At 69.0% G+C, this 14195-nt stretch carries 14 protein-coding genes; 6 read left to right on the plus strand and 8 right to left on the minus strand.

Annotated features, from left to right (window positions below):
* The first annotated feature begins 9 nt into the window (after window positions 1-9).
* From ABIC28_RS07350 to dmpG, 3 genes are read left to right on the plus strand one after another with little or no spacing between them, the layout of a single operon-like run.
* Entirely contained in the window at window positions 10-834 is an 825-nt protein-coding gene (locus ABIC28_RS07350) for a 2-keto-4-pentenoate hydratase (protein WP_097210797.1), read from the plus strand.
* The gene (locus tag ABIC28_RS07355) at window positions 831-1775 is read left to right on the plus strand and encodes an acetaldehyde dehydrogenase (acetylating) (RefSeq protein ID WP_097210796.1); all 945 of its coding nucleotides are present in this window, start codon (window positions 831-833) and stop codon (window positions 1773-1775) included. The genes ABIC28_RS07350 and ABIC28_RS07355 overlap by 4 nt, the downstream gene beginning before the upstream one ends.
* Window positions 1772-2806, plus strand: coding sequence for a 4-hydroxy-2-oxovalerate aldolase (gene dmpG / locus ABIC28_RS07360; RefSeq protein WP_354578203.1), 1035 nt, complete (start codon window positions 1772-1774; stop codon window positions 2804-2806). The genes ABIC28_RS07355 and dmpG overlap by 4 nt, the downstream gene beginning before the upstream one ends.
* Before the next feature lie 70 nt (window positions 2807-2876).
* On the opposite strand, the gene ABIC28_RS07365 is transcribed toward dmpG, so the two are convergent.
* Window positions 2877-3755 (minus strand): alpha/beta fold hydrolase, encoded by an 879-nt coding sequence (locus ABIC28_RS07365; protein ID WP_097210795.1) that lies wholly within the window; start codon window positions 3753-3755, stop codon window positions 2877-2879.
* Window positions 3756-3946: 191 nt separating this feature from the next.
* Window positions 3947-5467, minus strand: coding sequence for an MFS transporter (locus ABIC28_RS07370; RefSeq protein ID WP_269588838.1), 1521 nt, complete (start codon window positions 5465-5467; stop codon window positions 3947-3949).
* A 426-nt stretch (window positions 5468-5893) separates the two neighbouring features.
* Between ABIC28_RS07370 and ABIC28_RS07375 the strand changes: the two genes are divergently transcribed.
* Entirely contained in the window at window positions 5894-6742 is an 849-nt protein-coding gene (locus ABIC28_RS07375; RefSeq protein WP_209928024.1) for an alpha/beta fold hydrolase, read from the plus strand.
* Between the two features lie 85 nt (window positions 6743-6827).
* Here ABIC28_RS07375 and ABIC28_RS07380 read toward each other — a convergent pair whose 3' ends face one another.
* From ABIC28_RS07380 to ABIC28_RS07390, 3 genes are read right to left on the minus strand one after another with little or no spacing between them, the layout of a single operon-like run.
* The gene (locus ABIC28_RS07380; protein WP_097210793.1) at window positions 6828-7085 is read right to left on the minus strand and encodes a hypothetical protein; all 258 of its coding nucleotides are present in this window, start codon (window positions 7083-7085) and stop codon (window positions 6828-6830) included.
* A 14-nt stretch (window positions 7086-7099) separates the two neighbouring features.
* Window positions 7100-8764: an FAD-binding protein gene (locus ABIC28_RS07385; protein ID WP_097210792.1), complete on the minus strand. Its 1665-nt coding sequence runs from the start codon at window positions 8762-8764 to the stop codon at window positions 7100-7102.
* Window positions 8765-8784: 20 nt separating this feature from the next.
* On the minus strand, window positions 8785-9156 hold the full coding sequence (locus ABIC28_RS07390) for a nuclear transport factor 2 family protein (RefSeq protein ID WP_077039968.1): 372 nt from the start codon (window positions 9154-9156) through the stop codon (window positions 8785-8787).
* Window positions 9157-9339: 183 nt separating this feature from the next.
* Between ABIC28_RS07390 and ABIC28_RS07395 the strand changes: the two genes are divergently transcribed.
* On the plus strand, window positions 9340-10935 hold the full coding sequence (locus tag ABIC28_RS07395) for an AMP-binding protein (protein ID WP_354578207.1): 1596 nt from the start codon (window positions 9340-9342) through the stop codon (window positions 10933-10935).
* Window positions 10936-10944: 9 nt separating this feature from the next.
* Here the strand turns inward: ABIC28_RS07395 and ABIC28_RS07400 are convergent, their stop codons facing one another.
* Window positions 10945-11442 (minus strand): flavin reductase family protein, encoded by a 498-nt coding sequence (locus tag ABIC28_RS07400; RefSeq protein ID WP_097210790.1) that lies wholly within the window; start codon window positions 11440-11442, stop codon window positions 10945-10947.
* A gap of 250 nt (window positions 11443-11692) precedes the next feature.
* Here ABIC28_RS07400 and ABIC28_RS07405 point away from each other — a divergent pair, with 250 nt between their 5' ends.
* Window positions 11693-12310: a PadR family transcriptional regulator gene (locus ABIC28_RS07405; protein ID WP_097210912.1), complete on the plus strand. Its 618-nt coding sequence runs from the start codon at window positions 11693-11695 to the stop codon at window positions 12308-12310.
* Window positions 12311-12314: 4 nt separating this feature from the next.
* Here ABIC28_RS07405 and lipP1 read toward each other — a convergent pair whose 3' ends face one another.
* Window positions 12315-13247 (minus strand): LipP1 family hormone-sensitive lipase, encoded by a 933-nt coding sequence (gene lipP1 / locus ABIC28_RS07410; protein ID WP_097210789.1) that lies wholly within the window; start codon window positions 13245-13247, stop codon window positions 12315-12317.
* Window positions 13244-14107: an IclR family transcriptional regulator gene (locus ABIC28_RS07415; protein WP_097210788.1), complete on the minus strand. Its 864-nt coding sequence runs from the start codon at window positions 14105-14107 to the stop codon at window positions 13244-13246. Before ABIC28_RS07415 ends, lipP1 begins: the two co-directional genes overlap by 4 nt.
* Window positions 14108-14195 lie beyond the last annotated feature (88 nt).

Here is a 14195-nt window from a genome sequence, read left to right on the forward strand (position 1 = left end):
GTAGGGGCCATGAGCCAGCCCACGAACTCCATCGCGGCGAGCGAGTCCGACATCGCCACCGCCGCGGAACGCCTCGCGTCCGCCACCGCGGCCGGTGTGCCCTGCTCGCCGGTGCGGGATCTGATCGGCGCCGACGACCTCGCCGCCGCCTACGCCGTCCAGCAGCGCGTCAACGACCTCCGGCAGCAGGCCGGCGCCACAGTCGTGGGCCGCAAGATCGGCCTGACCTCGGTCGCCGTCCAGCAGCAGCTCGGCGTCGACCAGCCCGACCTCGGCGTCCTGTTCGACACCATGGCGTACGCCAATGGCGCCGACATCCCGATGAGCCTGCTGATCCAGCCGAAGATCGAGGGCGAGGTCGCATTCGTGCTCGGCGCCGACCTGGCCGACGGCCCGCTGGACGCCGCCCAGGTCCGCGGCGCGATCGAGTACGCCGTCGCCGCACTGGAGATCTGCGACAGCCGCATCGAGAACTGGGATATCCGCTTCGGCGATACCGTCGCCGACAACGCATCGTCCGGTGTCTACGTCCTCGGATCCGAGCAGCGCACGCTCGACGAGATCAATCCGGTGGACGTCGTCATGTCGATGGCCGTCGACGGCCAGGAGGTCTCCTCCGGAAACGGCGCCGCCTGCCTCGGCGACCCGATCGAGGCCGTGGTGTGGCTCGCCCGCGCGGCGCGCGACCTCGGCCAGCCGCTGCTCGCCGGTCAGGTCATCCTGTCCGGCGCCCTCGGCCCGATGGCGACCGTCGCCGCCGGCAATACCGTCACCGTCACCGTGTCCGGTCTCGGCACCGTGACCGCCAGTTTCGTGGGAGAGAAGGAAGCATGAGCAAAGTCAAGGTTGCGATCATCGGATCGGGCAACATCGGCACCGATCTGATGATCAAGGTGCTCAACCATTCGGAGCACCTGGAAATGGGCGCGATGGTCGGTATCGACCCCGCCTCCGACGGTCTGGCACGGGCGGCGAAGCTCGGCGTGCCGATCACCGCTGAGGGCGTCGAGGGCCTCGTCGCGCTGCCGAACTTCGACGAGATCGAGATCGTCTTCGATGCCACGTCGGCGAAGGCGCACGTCGCAAACGACGCGCGTCTGGCCCCGCTCGGCAAGCGCATGATCGACCTCACCCCGGCCGCCATCGGGCCGTATGTGATCCCAGCGGTCAACGGCGACGACCACCTCGACGCGCCGAACGTGAACATGGTGACGTGTGGTGGCCAGGCCACCATCCCGATGGTCGCGGCCGTCTCACGGGTGGTCCCGGTGGCGTACGCCGAGATCGTCGCGTCGATCGCGTCGAAGTCGGCGGGCCCCGGTACCCGCGCCAACATCGACGAGTTCACCGAGACCACGTCCGCGGCGATCGTGTCGGTCGGCGGCGCCAAGCGCGGCAAGGCCATCATCATCCTCAACCCCGCCGAGCCGCCGCTCATCATGCGCGACACGGTCTTCTGCCTCGTCGACGCGCCGGACCCGGCCACCCACGACGAGATCCGCCAGTCGATCGAGAAGATGGTCGGCGACGTCTCGGCCTACGTCCCCGGATACCGCCTCAAGCAGCAGGTTCAGATCACCGAGATCCCCGCCGACCAGCCGGTCGAGACCCTGGTCGTCGACGGCAACCGCCCGACCCACCAGGTGTCGATCTTCCTCGAGGTCGAGGGCGCCGGACACTACCTGCCCGCCTACGCCGGCAACCTCGACATCATGACCTCCGCCGGACAGCAGATCGCGGAGCGGATCGCACAGAAGAAGGAAGCCACCCGATGAGCAACCCCACCATCTTCGTCCAGGACGTCACCCTCCGGGACGGCATGCACGCGGTGCGCCACCGGATCTCGCCGGAGGACGTCAAGCGCATCGTGTCGGCCCTCGACGCCGCCGGCGTCGACGCCATCGAGGTCGCCCACGGTGACGGTCTCGCCGGCGGGTCCGTGAACTACGGTCCCGGCTCGCACACCGACTGGGAGTGGATCGAGGCCGCGGCGGAGTCCATCCAGAACGCCCGCCTGACCACACTGCTGCTGCCCGGAGTCGGCACCATCGAGGAGCTCAAGCACGCCTACAAGCTGGGCGTGCGGTCGGTGCGCATCGCGACACACTGCACCGAGGCCGACGTCTCCGCCCAGCACATCGAGACCGCCCGCGAAATCGGCATGGACGTCTCCGGCTTCCTGATGATGAGCCACATGGCTCCCGCCGAGGAGCTCGCCAAGCAGGCCAAGCTGATGGAATCGTATGGCGCGCACTGCGTCTACGTCACCGACTCGGGTGGACGCCTGACCATGGGTGGGGTCCGCGACCGGGTCCGCGCCTACCGCGAGGTCCTCAACGAGGGTACCGAGATCGGCATCCACGCCCACGAGAACCTCTCGCTGTCGGTGGCGAACAGCGTCGTCGCCGTCGAGGAGGGTGTGTACCGCGTCGACGCGTCACTCGCCGGGCACGGTGCGGGCGCGGGTAACTGCCCGATCGAGCCGTTCATCGCGGTCGCCGACCTGTACGAGTGGAAGCACGGCTGCGATGTGTTCGCCCTGCAGGACGCCGCCGACGACATCGTCCGTCCGCTGCAGGACCGGCCGGTCCGGGTGGACCGCGAGACCCTCACCCTCGGCTACGCCGGTGTGTACTCGAGCTTCCTGCGGCACGCGGAGACGGCGTCGGCCCGCTACGGCATCGACGTCCGCACCCTGCTGCTCGAGGCCGGCAAGCGCAAGCTGGTCGGCGGCCAGGAGGACATGCTCGTCGACATCGCTCTGAACCTGGTTGCGGAGCGCGAGGGCGAGGGCGCCAGCGCCTGACCTCAGGTACGACGAGGGGGCTGTGACCGAAAGGTCACAGCCCCCTTGTCGTTCCCAGGCGACGGTAGCGTCAGGGCCTGCCCGCCGCGTCCTTGCGCAGCAGGAAGGCGAGGACGGCGGACTCGAACGCCTCCTTCTGCTCGATCATCGCCCAGTGCCCACAGTTGGGGAACACGTGCAGCTCGGCGTTGGGGATGGTGCGCATCGGGATCAGCGCCATGTCCAGCGGGCTGACCCGGTCGTCGCGACCCCACGTCAGCAGCGTGGGCGCCTTCACCTTGTGCATCATCGCCCACGGCGGCGGCGCATCCGAGGCCTCCATCATCTTCACCATCTGCGCAAATGCTGCCTTGCCGTACATCCGGCGGGCGCTGTCGAGGGTCTCCGGATCGGTGGCCTGGGTCCAGCGCTCCTCGATGAGTTCCTCGGTCACCATCGCCGGGTCGTAGACCATCGAGTGCAGCCACTGGATGAGGCGCTCGCGGGTCGGCGCCTCGGTGAACTCCTGGAGCAGCTTGATGCCCTCGCCCGGGCCTGGGCTGAAGATGTTCTTGCCGATGCCGCCGATGGTCACGAGCCGGCGCACCTTGTCGGGGTGGTTGATCGCGTAGCTGATGCCGACGCCGCCGCCCATCGAGTTGCCGATGATGTCGACGCTGTCGAGACCGAGCGCGTCGACGAACACCTCAACCGACTGCAGCGCGGTGACCATCGGGTGGCCGCCGAAGTCGTCGCTGACGCCGAAGCCCGGGAATTCCAGTACGAGACAACGGAAATGCTCGGCGAAGAACCCGAGGTTGCCCCGGTAGTTACGCCACCCGGTGACGCCGGGGCCCGACCCGTGCAGCAGCAACAGTGGGGGACCGTCGCCCGCCTCGTGATAGCGCAGGACGCCCGCGTCGGTGGTGACCTCCCGCAGGGTGCCCTCGTAGCTCAGGTCCGATGTCATCGCCTACCTCCGTCTCAAGATGCGGTGTCTCAGCCCGCCGATTACCCGCCACGCTGCCACCGCCGCGGCCCCACTCCCAGGTGCCGTTCCGGTCAGTGGGCAACCCGAGCCCGGACACGGGTGAAGGGCACCCCCATCCGGTCGGACCGGACGGGGTGCCCTTCACCTGGCGAGGTGTCGCCTGCGGGCGACTAGTCGACCGTGGCCATCGCGGGCTCGCCCGCGGCCGCGGAGGTGGGCACCGCCACCTGCTCGATGCGGCGCGGCAGCAGCAGACCCGCGACCAGGCCCGCCACCGCGGCGGCCGCCGCGATGAGGAAGGCGATCTGGAAGCCCTTGTCGGTGTAGAACGCCATGCCCTGCGTCATCTCCAGGGGGATCGGCGCGATGTGCGAGTTGTTCATGACAGTGAACGCGATCACCGGCAGCGCGGCCGGGAACACGCTCTGGAACACGCCGACGATGCTCGCGGTGGACGCCTGCAGCTGCGGCGGGACCGCCTCGATCAGCAGGTTCGGGATCGATGCGTAGCCCATGCCCATGCCGAGACCGACGAGGCCCGCGAACACGATCAGCGTGCCCTTGGAGTCGTGCGAGAAGGCGGTCAGGGAGCAACCGATGGCGGCCGAGACCATGCCGATGGCCAGCAGCGGACGCGGCTTGACGTGGCGACCGACCAGCACGCCGACGATCAGGCCGCCGACCACGGTCATGGCGCCGATCGGAGCCTGGAAGATCGCGAAGCCCTCGGCGTCGACACCGAACCCGTAGCCGAGACCCATGATCGCCGGCGTCATGACCATCATCGGCAGCAGCATCGTGTACAGGCCGCTGACGCCGTAGATGAACCCGGCCGCGGTGGCGGTCAGGATGACCGGACGGCGACGCAGCACCTTGAGGTCGATCAGCGGCTCCTTCATGGTGGCCGCGGAGACGAGCCACGCCACGACCAGCGCGATGCCACCGAACAGGTAGGCCAGGGTCGAGCCTGACTTCCAGCCCCAGGTCGGGCCGAAGCTGATCGCGATGAGGATGCCGGCGATACCGCCACCGAGCAGCAGGGCGCCGAGGAAGTCCAGGCGCGAGCGCAGCCGCACCGTGGACTCGTCGGTGCTCACGAAGATCATCCCGCCCAGGATCACCAGGCCGATCACGAAGAACCAGAAGATGCTGCGGAAGCCGTGGTTGTCGATCAGCCAGCCGGTGATGAACGGGGCGGGGATGGCGATCAGGCCCATGCCGCTGGTCGCGATGCTCACCGCGAGCGCGATCGTCTTGGCCGGGAACACGTCACGGATCAGCGAGTAGCTCAGGAACAGGCAGGGCACCAGCAGGCCGGACAGCGCGCGTCCGACGATGAGCACGGCGTAGCTCCCCGCGATCGCCGAGACGAACGACCCAAGCGCGGCGATCGCGATGCACGCCAGCAGCAGCTTGCGCTTGCCGTACATGTCGGCGAGCTTGCCGATCAGGGGCGCGGTCATCGCGCCGACGAGCAGGAACGACGTGAGCAGCCACGCGCCCTGGGTGGTCTGGTAGTGCCCGGCGATCGCCGGGATCGCCATCGAGATCATCATGTAGCTGATCGCGAGCATCTCGAGCACGAGCACGATCGAGGCCAGGGAGAAGATCAGCCGCGGCGTCCACCGCTGCGGGAGTGCGTCCTGAACCTGCGGCGGGACAGATCCGCCGGGTTGAGCTGGAGCGACCATCATCGGGTCCTTTCGGGTGTTCCGCGAACTCGGTGTCGGAGACCGACGAGGATTCGAGCCGGGCATGTGGTGGGTGTTCACATTCACCAGGTGCTTGCCGACTGAATGTGTAATCGACATCACAGTTCGCGATGCCCTCCCAGCACCATCCGTTGTTCCGCCCAGCGGGAGATCCGAGCGGTTTGCGCGTCGATTCGGACCGAAATGCAGAGGTAAATAGGCAAATCGGGCGTGTAGCACTGTCCGGCGCCGCCCGCCACGAGACGATCGTCACGAGCCCTCACCACGGGGCTGGGCAGCCTAGGGCAGCTGCACCCGCGACCGCGTCCGTATCTCCCGATGAGCGGTACGAGATCGCCGCGCACGCCACGCGCGCTGGCTACCTTGGAGCCGAAGAATGTGATGTCGACCACCAGAAGGAGTTCCATGACGGCCACCCTTGATTTCGAGAGCACCAGCAGGACCATCACCGGCGAGTACGAGCTGCACTATCACGAGGCGGGTACCGGGCCGGTGCTGCTGATGCTGCACGGCTCCGGCCCCGGGGTGAGCGGCTGGTCGAATTTCGCGGGGAACCTCCCCGTGTTCGCCGAGCACCACCGCACGATCGTCCTGGACATGCCCGGCTTCGGACGCAGCCCGGCGCTGGAGTGGAACGACGTGTACCCGCGGGTGGCCGCCGACGCGATCCGCTTCTTCCTCGACGAGCTCGGCATCGAGAGCGTCGACATCGTCGGAAACTCCATGGGCGGCAACGTCGGTACGGAATTCGCCCTGGCCCACCCGGAGCGGGTGCGCCGGATGGTGCTGATGGGCCCCGGCGGGCTCGCGGTCAACAGTTTCGCGCCGCCGGTGAGCGAGGGCTCACGCCGGCTGTTCGAGTTCCTGGCGAACCCGACGCGCGAGGGCATGGTCGCGTGGGTGGACACGATGGTGGGCAACCCCGCGGTGGTCACCGACGAACTGATCGATCAGCGGCTGGCGAACGCCCTTGCGCCGGGCGCGATCGCCAACACCTTCAAGATCTTTCAGACGTTCTCCGACCCGCGGTTCGCGGACCGACCGCAGCTGTGGGCCAGGGCGTCCCAGGTGCAGCAGGAGACGCTGCTCGTCTGGGGCCGGGACGACCGGATGCTGCCCTACGAGGGCAGCCTGTTCCCGTTCCGGCAGATGCCGAACGCGGAACTGCACGTGTTCTCGCGCTGCGGGCACTGGGCACAGATCGAGCGCAAGGCGGACTTCGAGCGCCTCACCCTGGAGTTCCTCGGGCGTTAGGCCCCAGAAACGACTGTGACCCAATGTCACACTCGTTCGGCCGAACTGAACGAATGTGACATTGGGTCAACGGGTCTGGCTCGGATCAGTCCAGGCGACCGGGAACCGGATAGCTGCGGAGCGCGTCGGTCTCGAGCACACCCTTCATCGCGGCCTCCTCGATCGAGTCACGCAACGCGGTGCAGGTGGGGATCCACTTGCTGTCCATGCCGAGCGCGGCCTGCCGCGCAAACTCGGGGCAGGACTCCTCCGCGTCCGCCAGCCACTGGATGCTGGTGTGGGTGGGGCTGTACTTCTCCACCAACACCCGGTTCCCACAGCTGGTGCAGCTCAGTTCCTGCATGGTCGCCTCGTCTCCTAGTTGACCCCGGCGGCGTGCCGCGCGCCGATGTAGCCGAACACCATTGCCGGACCGATGGTCGCGCCTGCACCGGCGTAGTCGTTGCCCATCACCGCGGCCGAGGTGTTGCCGGTGGCGTAGAGGCCCGCGATGGGCTCGCCATCGGCACGAAGCACCTGCGCCTTCTCGTTGTAGACCAGCCCGCCCTTGGTGCCGAGGTCCCCGGCCCGGGTACGCAGCGCGTAGTAGGGTCCCTGGTCCAGCACGTCCAGCGTGGGCTGCGCCAGGGTCGGGTCGCCGTAGTAGTTGTCGTAGGCGCTGGCGCCCCGGTTGAAGTCCTCGTCCCGGCCTGCCCTGGCGAATCCGTTGTACCGCTTGACGGTGTCGGCGAGCGCCGCCACCGGGACATCGATCTTCGCCGCGAGCTCTTCGACGGTCTCGGCGGTCTGGATCAGACCGCTCTCCAGCCAGGCCTTCGGAAACTTCTGGCCGGGCATGATGCCACCGATCGGGTAGCGGCCCTTGGCCTTGTGGTCGAAGACGAACCAGGTGGGCTCGTGTCCGCCCGCGAGCTGATCGTGCACGAACGTCACATACGGCGACGCCTCGTTCGTGAAGCGCTTGCCGTGCTGGTCGACGATGATCGAACGCGGGATCGAGCGCTCCGAGACCAGCACCTGGTTGATGCCGTCGGGGCGACTGAAGGAAGGCATCCACCACGCATCGTCCATGAGATCCAAAGCGGCGCCCAGCTTCTCGCCCGCGATGATCCCGTCACCGGTGTTCTCCACCGCGGCGGCGCTGAAGTTGTCCTTGCCGCCCTCGCGCAGGTAGCGCTTGCGCATCTCCTCGTTGTACTCGAAGCCGCCACTGGCCAGCAGCACGCCGCGGCGGGCGCGGATCCGCACCTGCTTGCCGTTGCGCTCGGCGACCACACCCGTGACGGCGCCGGACTCGTCGGTGACAAGGGACTGCAGCGCGGTGTTCAGCCACAGCGGGACACCGGCATCCTTGAGCGCCAGCCGCAGCCGGGCGATGAGCGCGCGGCCGAGGGTGTCCATGTGCCGGCGCAGGACGATGGCCTTGACGGCACGCAGACCGGTGAGCAGCGCGGTCCACTTTGCCTTCCAGGTCCGCGTCACCATGTTGAGCTGCACGAAGTCCTTCGAGGTGATGAACAGCCCAGGGGGAGTCGCCAGCGCGGCCGGACGCAGCAGGTCCTCGTCCTCGCCGAGCTCCTTGAGGTTCACCGGGAGCGGCTCGATCGTGCGGCCGTTGGGGCGGCCACCCGGCTGCTCGGGGTGATAGTCGGAGTAGCCGGTGCACCACTGGAACCGCATGTGCGGGCTCGAGGTCTCCAGGAACTCGAGGGTGCGAGGGCCCTCGTCGATGAACGCGTCGAGGTTCTTCGAGGGCACCCGGTCCCCGACGACGGCGTCGAGGTAGGTGCGCACGTCCGCGCGCGAGTCGCCGAGTCCCTCACGGACGAGCAGCGGGTTGTTGGGGACCCAGATGCCGCCGCCGGACAGTGCGGTCGTGCCGCCGTACACGGCGGCCTTCTCGATGACGAGGGTGTCCAGGCCCCGGTCGGCCGCGGAGAGGGCGCCGGTGAGGCCGCCGCAACCGCTGCCGACCACGACGAAATCGACCTCATGGTCCCAGGATTGTTCGCTTGCAGACATAGTTCTCTCTCTGGTGATACTCAGCCGAAGCTGATGTCGTCCTGCGACCAGAACGCGCGCATGCTGGTGATCCGCGCCTGGTCGTCGAAGGTCATGACGTCGATCGGTTCGATCGTGATGGTCTGCTCGCCGGTGTCGGTGACCACCCGGAACGCGAAGGCGGCCGAGTTGCCCGCGACCCGGATGGAGAGCAGTTCGGTCTTGTTCTGCACCGCGTCCAGCGCGCTGTAGAACTTCTCGATGGCCTCGCGGCCGACCAGCGGCTCGGTGCCGACCGGATCCTCGAGGGTGGCGTCGTCCGCGTACAGGGCGGCGACGTCGGCCGACGTTCCGCCCCCCACCGCGTCGAGGTACTTCGACACCGTCGAACGGATGTCGTCTGCTGAGGCCATGATCTCTCCCGGGCATATGGGTACGGTCTGTACGTGTGACGGTAGCCACAACGGCCCGCACGTGCCCCCCGGCCTTCCCGCCCAGCGGGAGACCGCCGACCAGCGGAACAGAGGTGCCCCGATGTCCGGTACGGTCCCTCGGTTATGACCGTCGGCGACATTTCCCCCGACACGATATGGGCTGTGCTGAGCGAGTCCGCGCGGCGCCACCCCGAACGCGAGGCCGTCGTGGACGGACGGGAGCGGCTCACCTACGAACAGCTCGCGGCGGCCGCCTCCCGCGCGGGGATGGCGATGTCCGCCAGCGGGATCCGGCACGGCGACCGCATCGCCCTGTGGGCGCCGAACTCCGCGCGATGGGCGGTGGTCGCCCTCGGCGCCCATTCCATCGGCGCGGTGGTGGTGCCCGTCAACACCAGGGCTCGCGGCACCGAGGCCGCGCATCAGCTGCGCACGACCCGGAGCCGGGTGCTCTTCGTTGACGACGGGTTCCTCGGCACCGGTTACGCCGCGATGCTCCGGGCGGCCGCAGGAGAATCCGGACCCGGCCGGCCGGTGCTCGGTCTCCCGGATCTGGAGCGGATCGTCGATTTCCACCGTGAGCCGGACCTGCACATCACGAGCTGGGCGCAGTTCCTCGGGTGCGCGGCGAAGCCACGCACCGTCGACCTGCGGGCGCACCACCGGCCGGGACCGCCCGGGCCCGACGACCTCGCCTACATCATGTCGACGTCCGGCTCGACCGGTCCGGCCAAGGGCGTGATGCTCCGGCACGGACAACTGGTGCGCGTGTACCGAGCCCTGTCCGGGCGGCTGGGGATCGGTAGAGGCGACCGGATCCTGGGGGTGACCCCGCTGTCGCATTCGTTCGGCCTCAACGCCGGCCTGCTGGCGGCGCTGGCCGCCGGCGGCTGCTACGTCGCCGTGGACGTGTTCGACCCGGCGGCCGCGCTCACCCGGATCGCGACCGAACGGATCACCGTGCTGTCCGGGCCGCCGACGCTGTTCACCGATCTGATCGCCGCCTCGCCCGCGGAGCGAGACCCGCGGGCGCACACCCCGCGGCTCGCGGTCACCGGCGCGGCGACGGTGGCGGCCCCGCTGCTCGACCACATCCGCCGGGTGCTGGGCATCCCCCTGATCGTCACCGGCTATGGACTCACCGAGGCCAGCGGCACCGTGACCGCGAGACACCCCGAACCACAGACCGTCTCACTCGCCGCACCGCCGCTGCCGGGGGTGGAGCTGCGCGTTGTCGACGCCGAGGGGAACGCCGTCGCGGACGGCACCTCGGGCGAGGTCCTGGTCCGCGGATACAACGTGATGTCGGGCTACTTCGAGAACGAGCCGGCCACCGCGAGAACTCTCGACGGCGACGGCTGGCTGCACACCGGCGACGTGGGGGTGCTCGAGAACGGGGAACTGCGGATCGTCGACCGGATCGGCGAGATGTTCATCGTCGGCGGCTTCAACGTGTACCCCTCCGAGGTGGAGCAGGTGTTGAGCCGGCACCCGGCGGTCGGCGAGGTCGCGGTCGTCGGGGTGCCCGACGAGCGCATGGGGGAGCGCGGGATCGCGTATGCGGTCCCGCGCCCCGGGCACAGTGTGACCGGACGGCAGCTGATCGAGCACTGTCTCGATGCGCTCGCCGGCTACAAGGTGCCATCCGAGGTGATCCTGCTCAGCGAGATGCCGCGGATCGCCGCGGGCAAGCCGTCCCGGCGAACGCTGCGCGAGCTGGCCCTGCAGCGGCGCGCGGAGCACCGCGGCACCGCCTGAGGCGCGTGGCTACTCCGAGAACCCGCCGAACCCGCCCTTGAAGAACAGCAGGGGCCTGCCTTCGGCATCCGCGGTCAGGTCGGTGATCCGGGCGAGCACGATGGTGTGGTCGCCCGCGTCGTGCTCGAGTTCGACCGTGGCCTCGATCCTCGCGAGCGCGCCGCCGAGCGCCGGAGCGCCGTTGCCCGCCGGGCTCCAGTCGACCTGGGCGAACTTGTCGCCGCCGCTCACCGCGAAGGTCGAGCAGACGTCCTTCTGATCGTGGGCGAGGATGTTGATGCACAGCGAACCGGCCTCCCGCAGCAACGGCCAGCTGGTGGAGGTCTTCGCGGGGCAGAACGAGATGTACGGCGGATCCAGCGACACCGACACCACCGACTGGCAGGCGAACCCGAGGGGCCGGTCGCCGTCGTGGGCGGCGATCACCGCGACGCCGGTGCAGAAGTGCCCCATCACCTTTCTCAGTGTGGCGGCGTCGGGAGCCGAGAGAGCGTCCTGCTCTGACATCCCCCGTCGCTCCGCTCGCCTCGACGCGACGGCTGTGATCTCTGCACTCATTGCGGTTCCTCCTGATGAAACGGGCAACAACCAGGATCGCCACACCCTGTGCGCGGCACCATCCAGGTTCCCGGTCAGTGGTAGCTTGCCTTGTCCAGGTCATCTGTCCAGTTGTTAGGCTCCCCAGGTGGCACCGACCGAACCGGCCTCCGAGTCCGACCTACCCAATCTGCCCGCGACCAGCTGGGCCGTACTCGGCATGCTCGCGTTCGACGAGGAGCTGTCCGGCTACGAGCTCAAGAAGTGGGCCGACTGGAGCATCAAGTTCTTCTACTGGAGCCCGTCGTTCAGCCAGGTCTACACGGAGCTGAAGAAGCTCGAGAAGCACGGTTTCGTGACCTCCCGGGTGCAGCACGACAACGGCGTCCGCGGCCGCCGCCTCTACAAGATCACCGAGGCGGGCACCGCCGCGGTCGGGCGCTGGTCCAACGAGGCGCCGATCGATCCGCCCATTCTCAAACACGGTGTGATGCTTCGCATCTGGCTCGGGCACCTGAACAAACCGGAACGGCTCAAGGAGATCCTCCGCGAGCACATCGAGTACGTGTCGAAGATGGAACGGCGCGCCGCGGCCGATGCCTCCGGCGCGGACAAGGAACCGGCATGGGCGTACTCGCAGATCGTGCTGCGGTGGGCCGAGCGGTACTACGCCGCCGAGCGCGATCTGGCCGAGCAGCTGATCGCCGACATCGACAAGGCCGACGCCGTCCTCGCACAGGTCAAGGACGGCGACGACGCCGGCTTCCCGAAGCCGACCCCCGGCGCCTGGCGCCAGGTGGAGGTCGAGACCGAGTCGGAGAACCCCGACCTCGAGTGAGCCCCTAGCGGGCCGGGTCGAGGATTTCCCTCATGTCCGCCCACGCCTGCTTCTGCGCTGTGCGCGCAAGGGCCAGCATGCCCATCGTCATGAACCCGTGAATCGCCCCGTCGTATCGACGATGATTGACCCGAACACCCTCGGCGGCAAGGGCATCCGCAAAGGCGTCACCCTCCGAGCGGAGCGGGTCACAGCCCGCGGTCACCACCACGGCCGGCGGCAGGCCGGCGAGCTCCGCGCGTAGGGGAGAGGCATGCGGGTGATCCCGGTCCTCGACCGCGACGTACTGGTCCCAGTACCACTGCATCGCGGCACGGGTGTTGAAATGCCCGGTCGCGAACTCCCGGTAGGAATCGGTCTCGAAGTCCGCGGCGATCACCGGGTACAGCAGCAGCTGCGCCGCGAGGGCCGGGCCGCCACGCTCACGGGCGATGAGCGCGGTCACCGCGGCCAGGTTGCCACCGGCGCTGTCCCCGGCGACCACGATGCGGCCGGCGTCGCCACCGAGTTCCGCCGCGTGGTCGGCCGCCCACGCCACCACGGCGTAGACGTCCTCGGCGGCGGCGGGCCACCGCGTCTCCGGGGCCAGCCGGTAGTCGACCGAGATCACGATCGCCCCGACGCCGTTGGCCATCGCCCGACAGATCCCGTCGTGGGTGTCCAGGTCGCAGAAGACGAACCCGCCGCCGTGCGCGAACACCACGATCGGGGCCTCTGCACCCGAGGTGGCCACGGGCCGGTAGATCCGGACCGGCAGGTCAGAGCCGGGACCGGGGAGCACACGTTCGGCGACCTCGGCGACCGGCTCCGGCTGATCCGGCACCACCAGCCTGGCCCGGATCGCGGCGCGCGCCTGCGCGCCGGTCATCGTCTCGACCTTCGGGAAGCCGGCATTCAGCGCGTCGAGGATCGCTGCCACCTCGGCGTCGACGCTCATGCGTACTGCAGATCCGTCGGGGCCGCCGCGGGGCGGGCGCGGTGGGCCGACGGCCCGCCGAGGATGGGGCGCGGCTGCTGCTGCAGAGTCGGCTGGACCCGGACCGGGCCGCCCTCGATGTTGCGCCAGATTCCCAGCGCGGTCATCCGCACGGGTGCGGCCAGCCGGTGGTCGAGCTTCATCTGCGAGACCGGCCCGCAGATCGAGACGGCCGCGACCGCCTCGCCGATGTTCCCGATCGGGGCCGCCACGCAGCCGAACCCGGGCAGCGACTCCTCGCGCTCGTAGGCGATGCCCTGCTCGCGCACCTTGGCCAGCTCGGCGCGGAGCTGGGCCCCCGTGGAGATGGAGTACTTGGTCTTGCGGCTGAGGAGGTCGCCGTCGAGAGCCGCGAGCTGGGCCTCGCCCGCGAACCCGAGGATCGCCTTGCCCACCCCGGTGCAGTGCGCGGGGTAGCGGCCGCCGACGCGGGTCGGGATGGCTGCGGCCATCCGGCCACCGATCTTCTCGAGGTACACCACGTCGGGCCCGTCGAGGATCGCCAGGTGGACGACGTGGCCGGTCACCCGGTGCAGCTCGTGCAGGAAGGGCAGCGCGGCCCGGTGCATCCGATCCTGGTGCACCGCGAGGGAGCCGAGCTCGACCAGGCGCATGCCCAGCTCGTAGTCGCGACCCTGCCTGCGCAGCCAGCGGAGGTGGACGAGCCGCTCGAGCATCCTGTGTGCCGAGGAGCGCGGCAGCCCGGTGCGCCGAACCACCTGAGCGAGCGTCAGCCGGCCCGGTCCGTCGAAGGCATCCAGAACGAGCGAGACGCGATCGAGTACGGCGCTCGGGGTGCTGGCGTCGACCAAAGTTGTCATGGGGTCCTCCGGGAGTGCTGCGGCAGGGGGCGCCGGGTTGGTGCGACGATCGGCTGGGGGTCCGACCGGGGTGTTTCGATTAGGAATA

This window comes from Rhodococcus sp. PvR044 (assembly GCF_040548995.1).
In the GTDB taxonomy this organism is placed as follows: domain Bacteria; phylum Actinomycetota; class Actinomycetes; order Mycobacteriales; family Mycobacteriaceae; genus Rhodococcus_G; species Rhodococcus_G oryzae.

What these genes read in the sequence shown, in the direction of transcription:
- ABIC28_RS07415 (WP_097210788.1), bottom strand. Translation starts at nt 14,107, where the DNA reads ATGACAACTTTGGTCGACGCCAGCACCCCGAGCGCCGTACTCGATCGC.
- ABIC28_RS07365 (WP_097210795.1), bottom strand. Translation starts at nt 3,755, where the DNA reads ATGACATCGGACCTGAGCTACGAGGGCACCCTGCGGGAGGTCACCACC.
- dmpG (WP_354578203.1), top strand. Translation starts at nt 1,772, where the DNA reads ATGAGCAACCCCACCATCTTCGTCCAGGACGTCACCCTCCGGGACGGC.
- ABIC28_RS07385 (WP_097210792.1), bottom strand. Translation starts at nt 8,764, where the DNA reads ATGTCTGCAAGCGAACAATCCTGGGACCATGAGGTCGATTTCGTCGTG.
- ABIC28_RS07350 (WP_097210797.1), top strand. Translation starts at nt 10, where the DNA reads ATGAGCCAGCCCACGAACTCCATCGCGGCGAGCGAGTCCGACATCGCC.
- lipP1 (WP_097210789.1), bottom strand. Translation starts at nt 13,247, where the DNA reads ATGAGCGTCGACGCCGAGGTGGCAGCGATCCTCGACGCGCTGAATGCC.
- ABIC28_RS07390 (WP_077039968.1), bottom strand. Translation starts at nt 9,156, where the DNA reads ATGGCCTCAGCAGACGACATCCGTTCGACGGTGTCGAAGTACCTCGAC.
- ABIC28_RS07355 (WP_097210796.1), top strand. Translation starts at nt 831, where the DNA reads ATGAGCAAAGTCAAGGTTGCGATCATCGGATCGGGCAACATCGGCACC.
- ABIC28_RS07400 (WP_097210790.1), bottom strand. Translation starts at nt 11,442, where the DNA reads ATGTCAGAGCAGGACGCTCTCTCGGCTCCCGACGCCGCCACACTGAGA.
- ABIC28_RS07375 (WP_209928024.1), top strand. Translation starts at nt 5,894, where the DNA reads ATGACGGCCACCCTTGATTTCGAGAGCACCAGCAGGACCATCACCGGC.
- ABIC28_RS07380 (WP_097210793.1), bottom strand. Translation starts at nt 7,085, where the DNA reads ATGCAGGAACTGAGCTGCACCAGCTGTGGGAACCGGGTGTTGGTGGAG.
- ABIC28_RS07405 (WP_097210912.1), top strand. Translation starts at nt 11,693, where the DNA reads ATGCTCGCGTTCGACGAGGAGCTGTCCGGCTACGAGCTCAAGAAGTGG.
- ABIC28_RS07370 (WP_269588838.1), bottom strand. Translation starts at nt 5,467, where the DNA reads ATGGTCGCTCCAGCTCAACCCGGCGGATCTGTCCCGCCGCAGGTTCAG.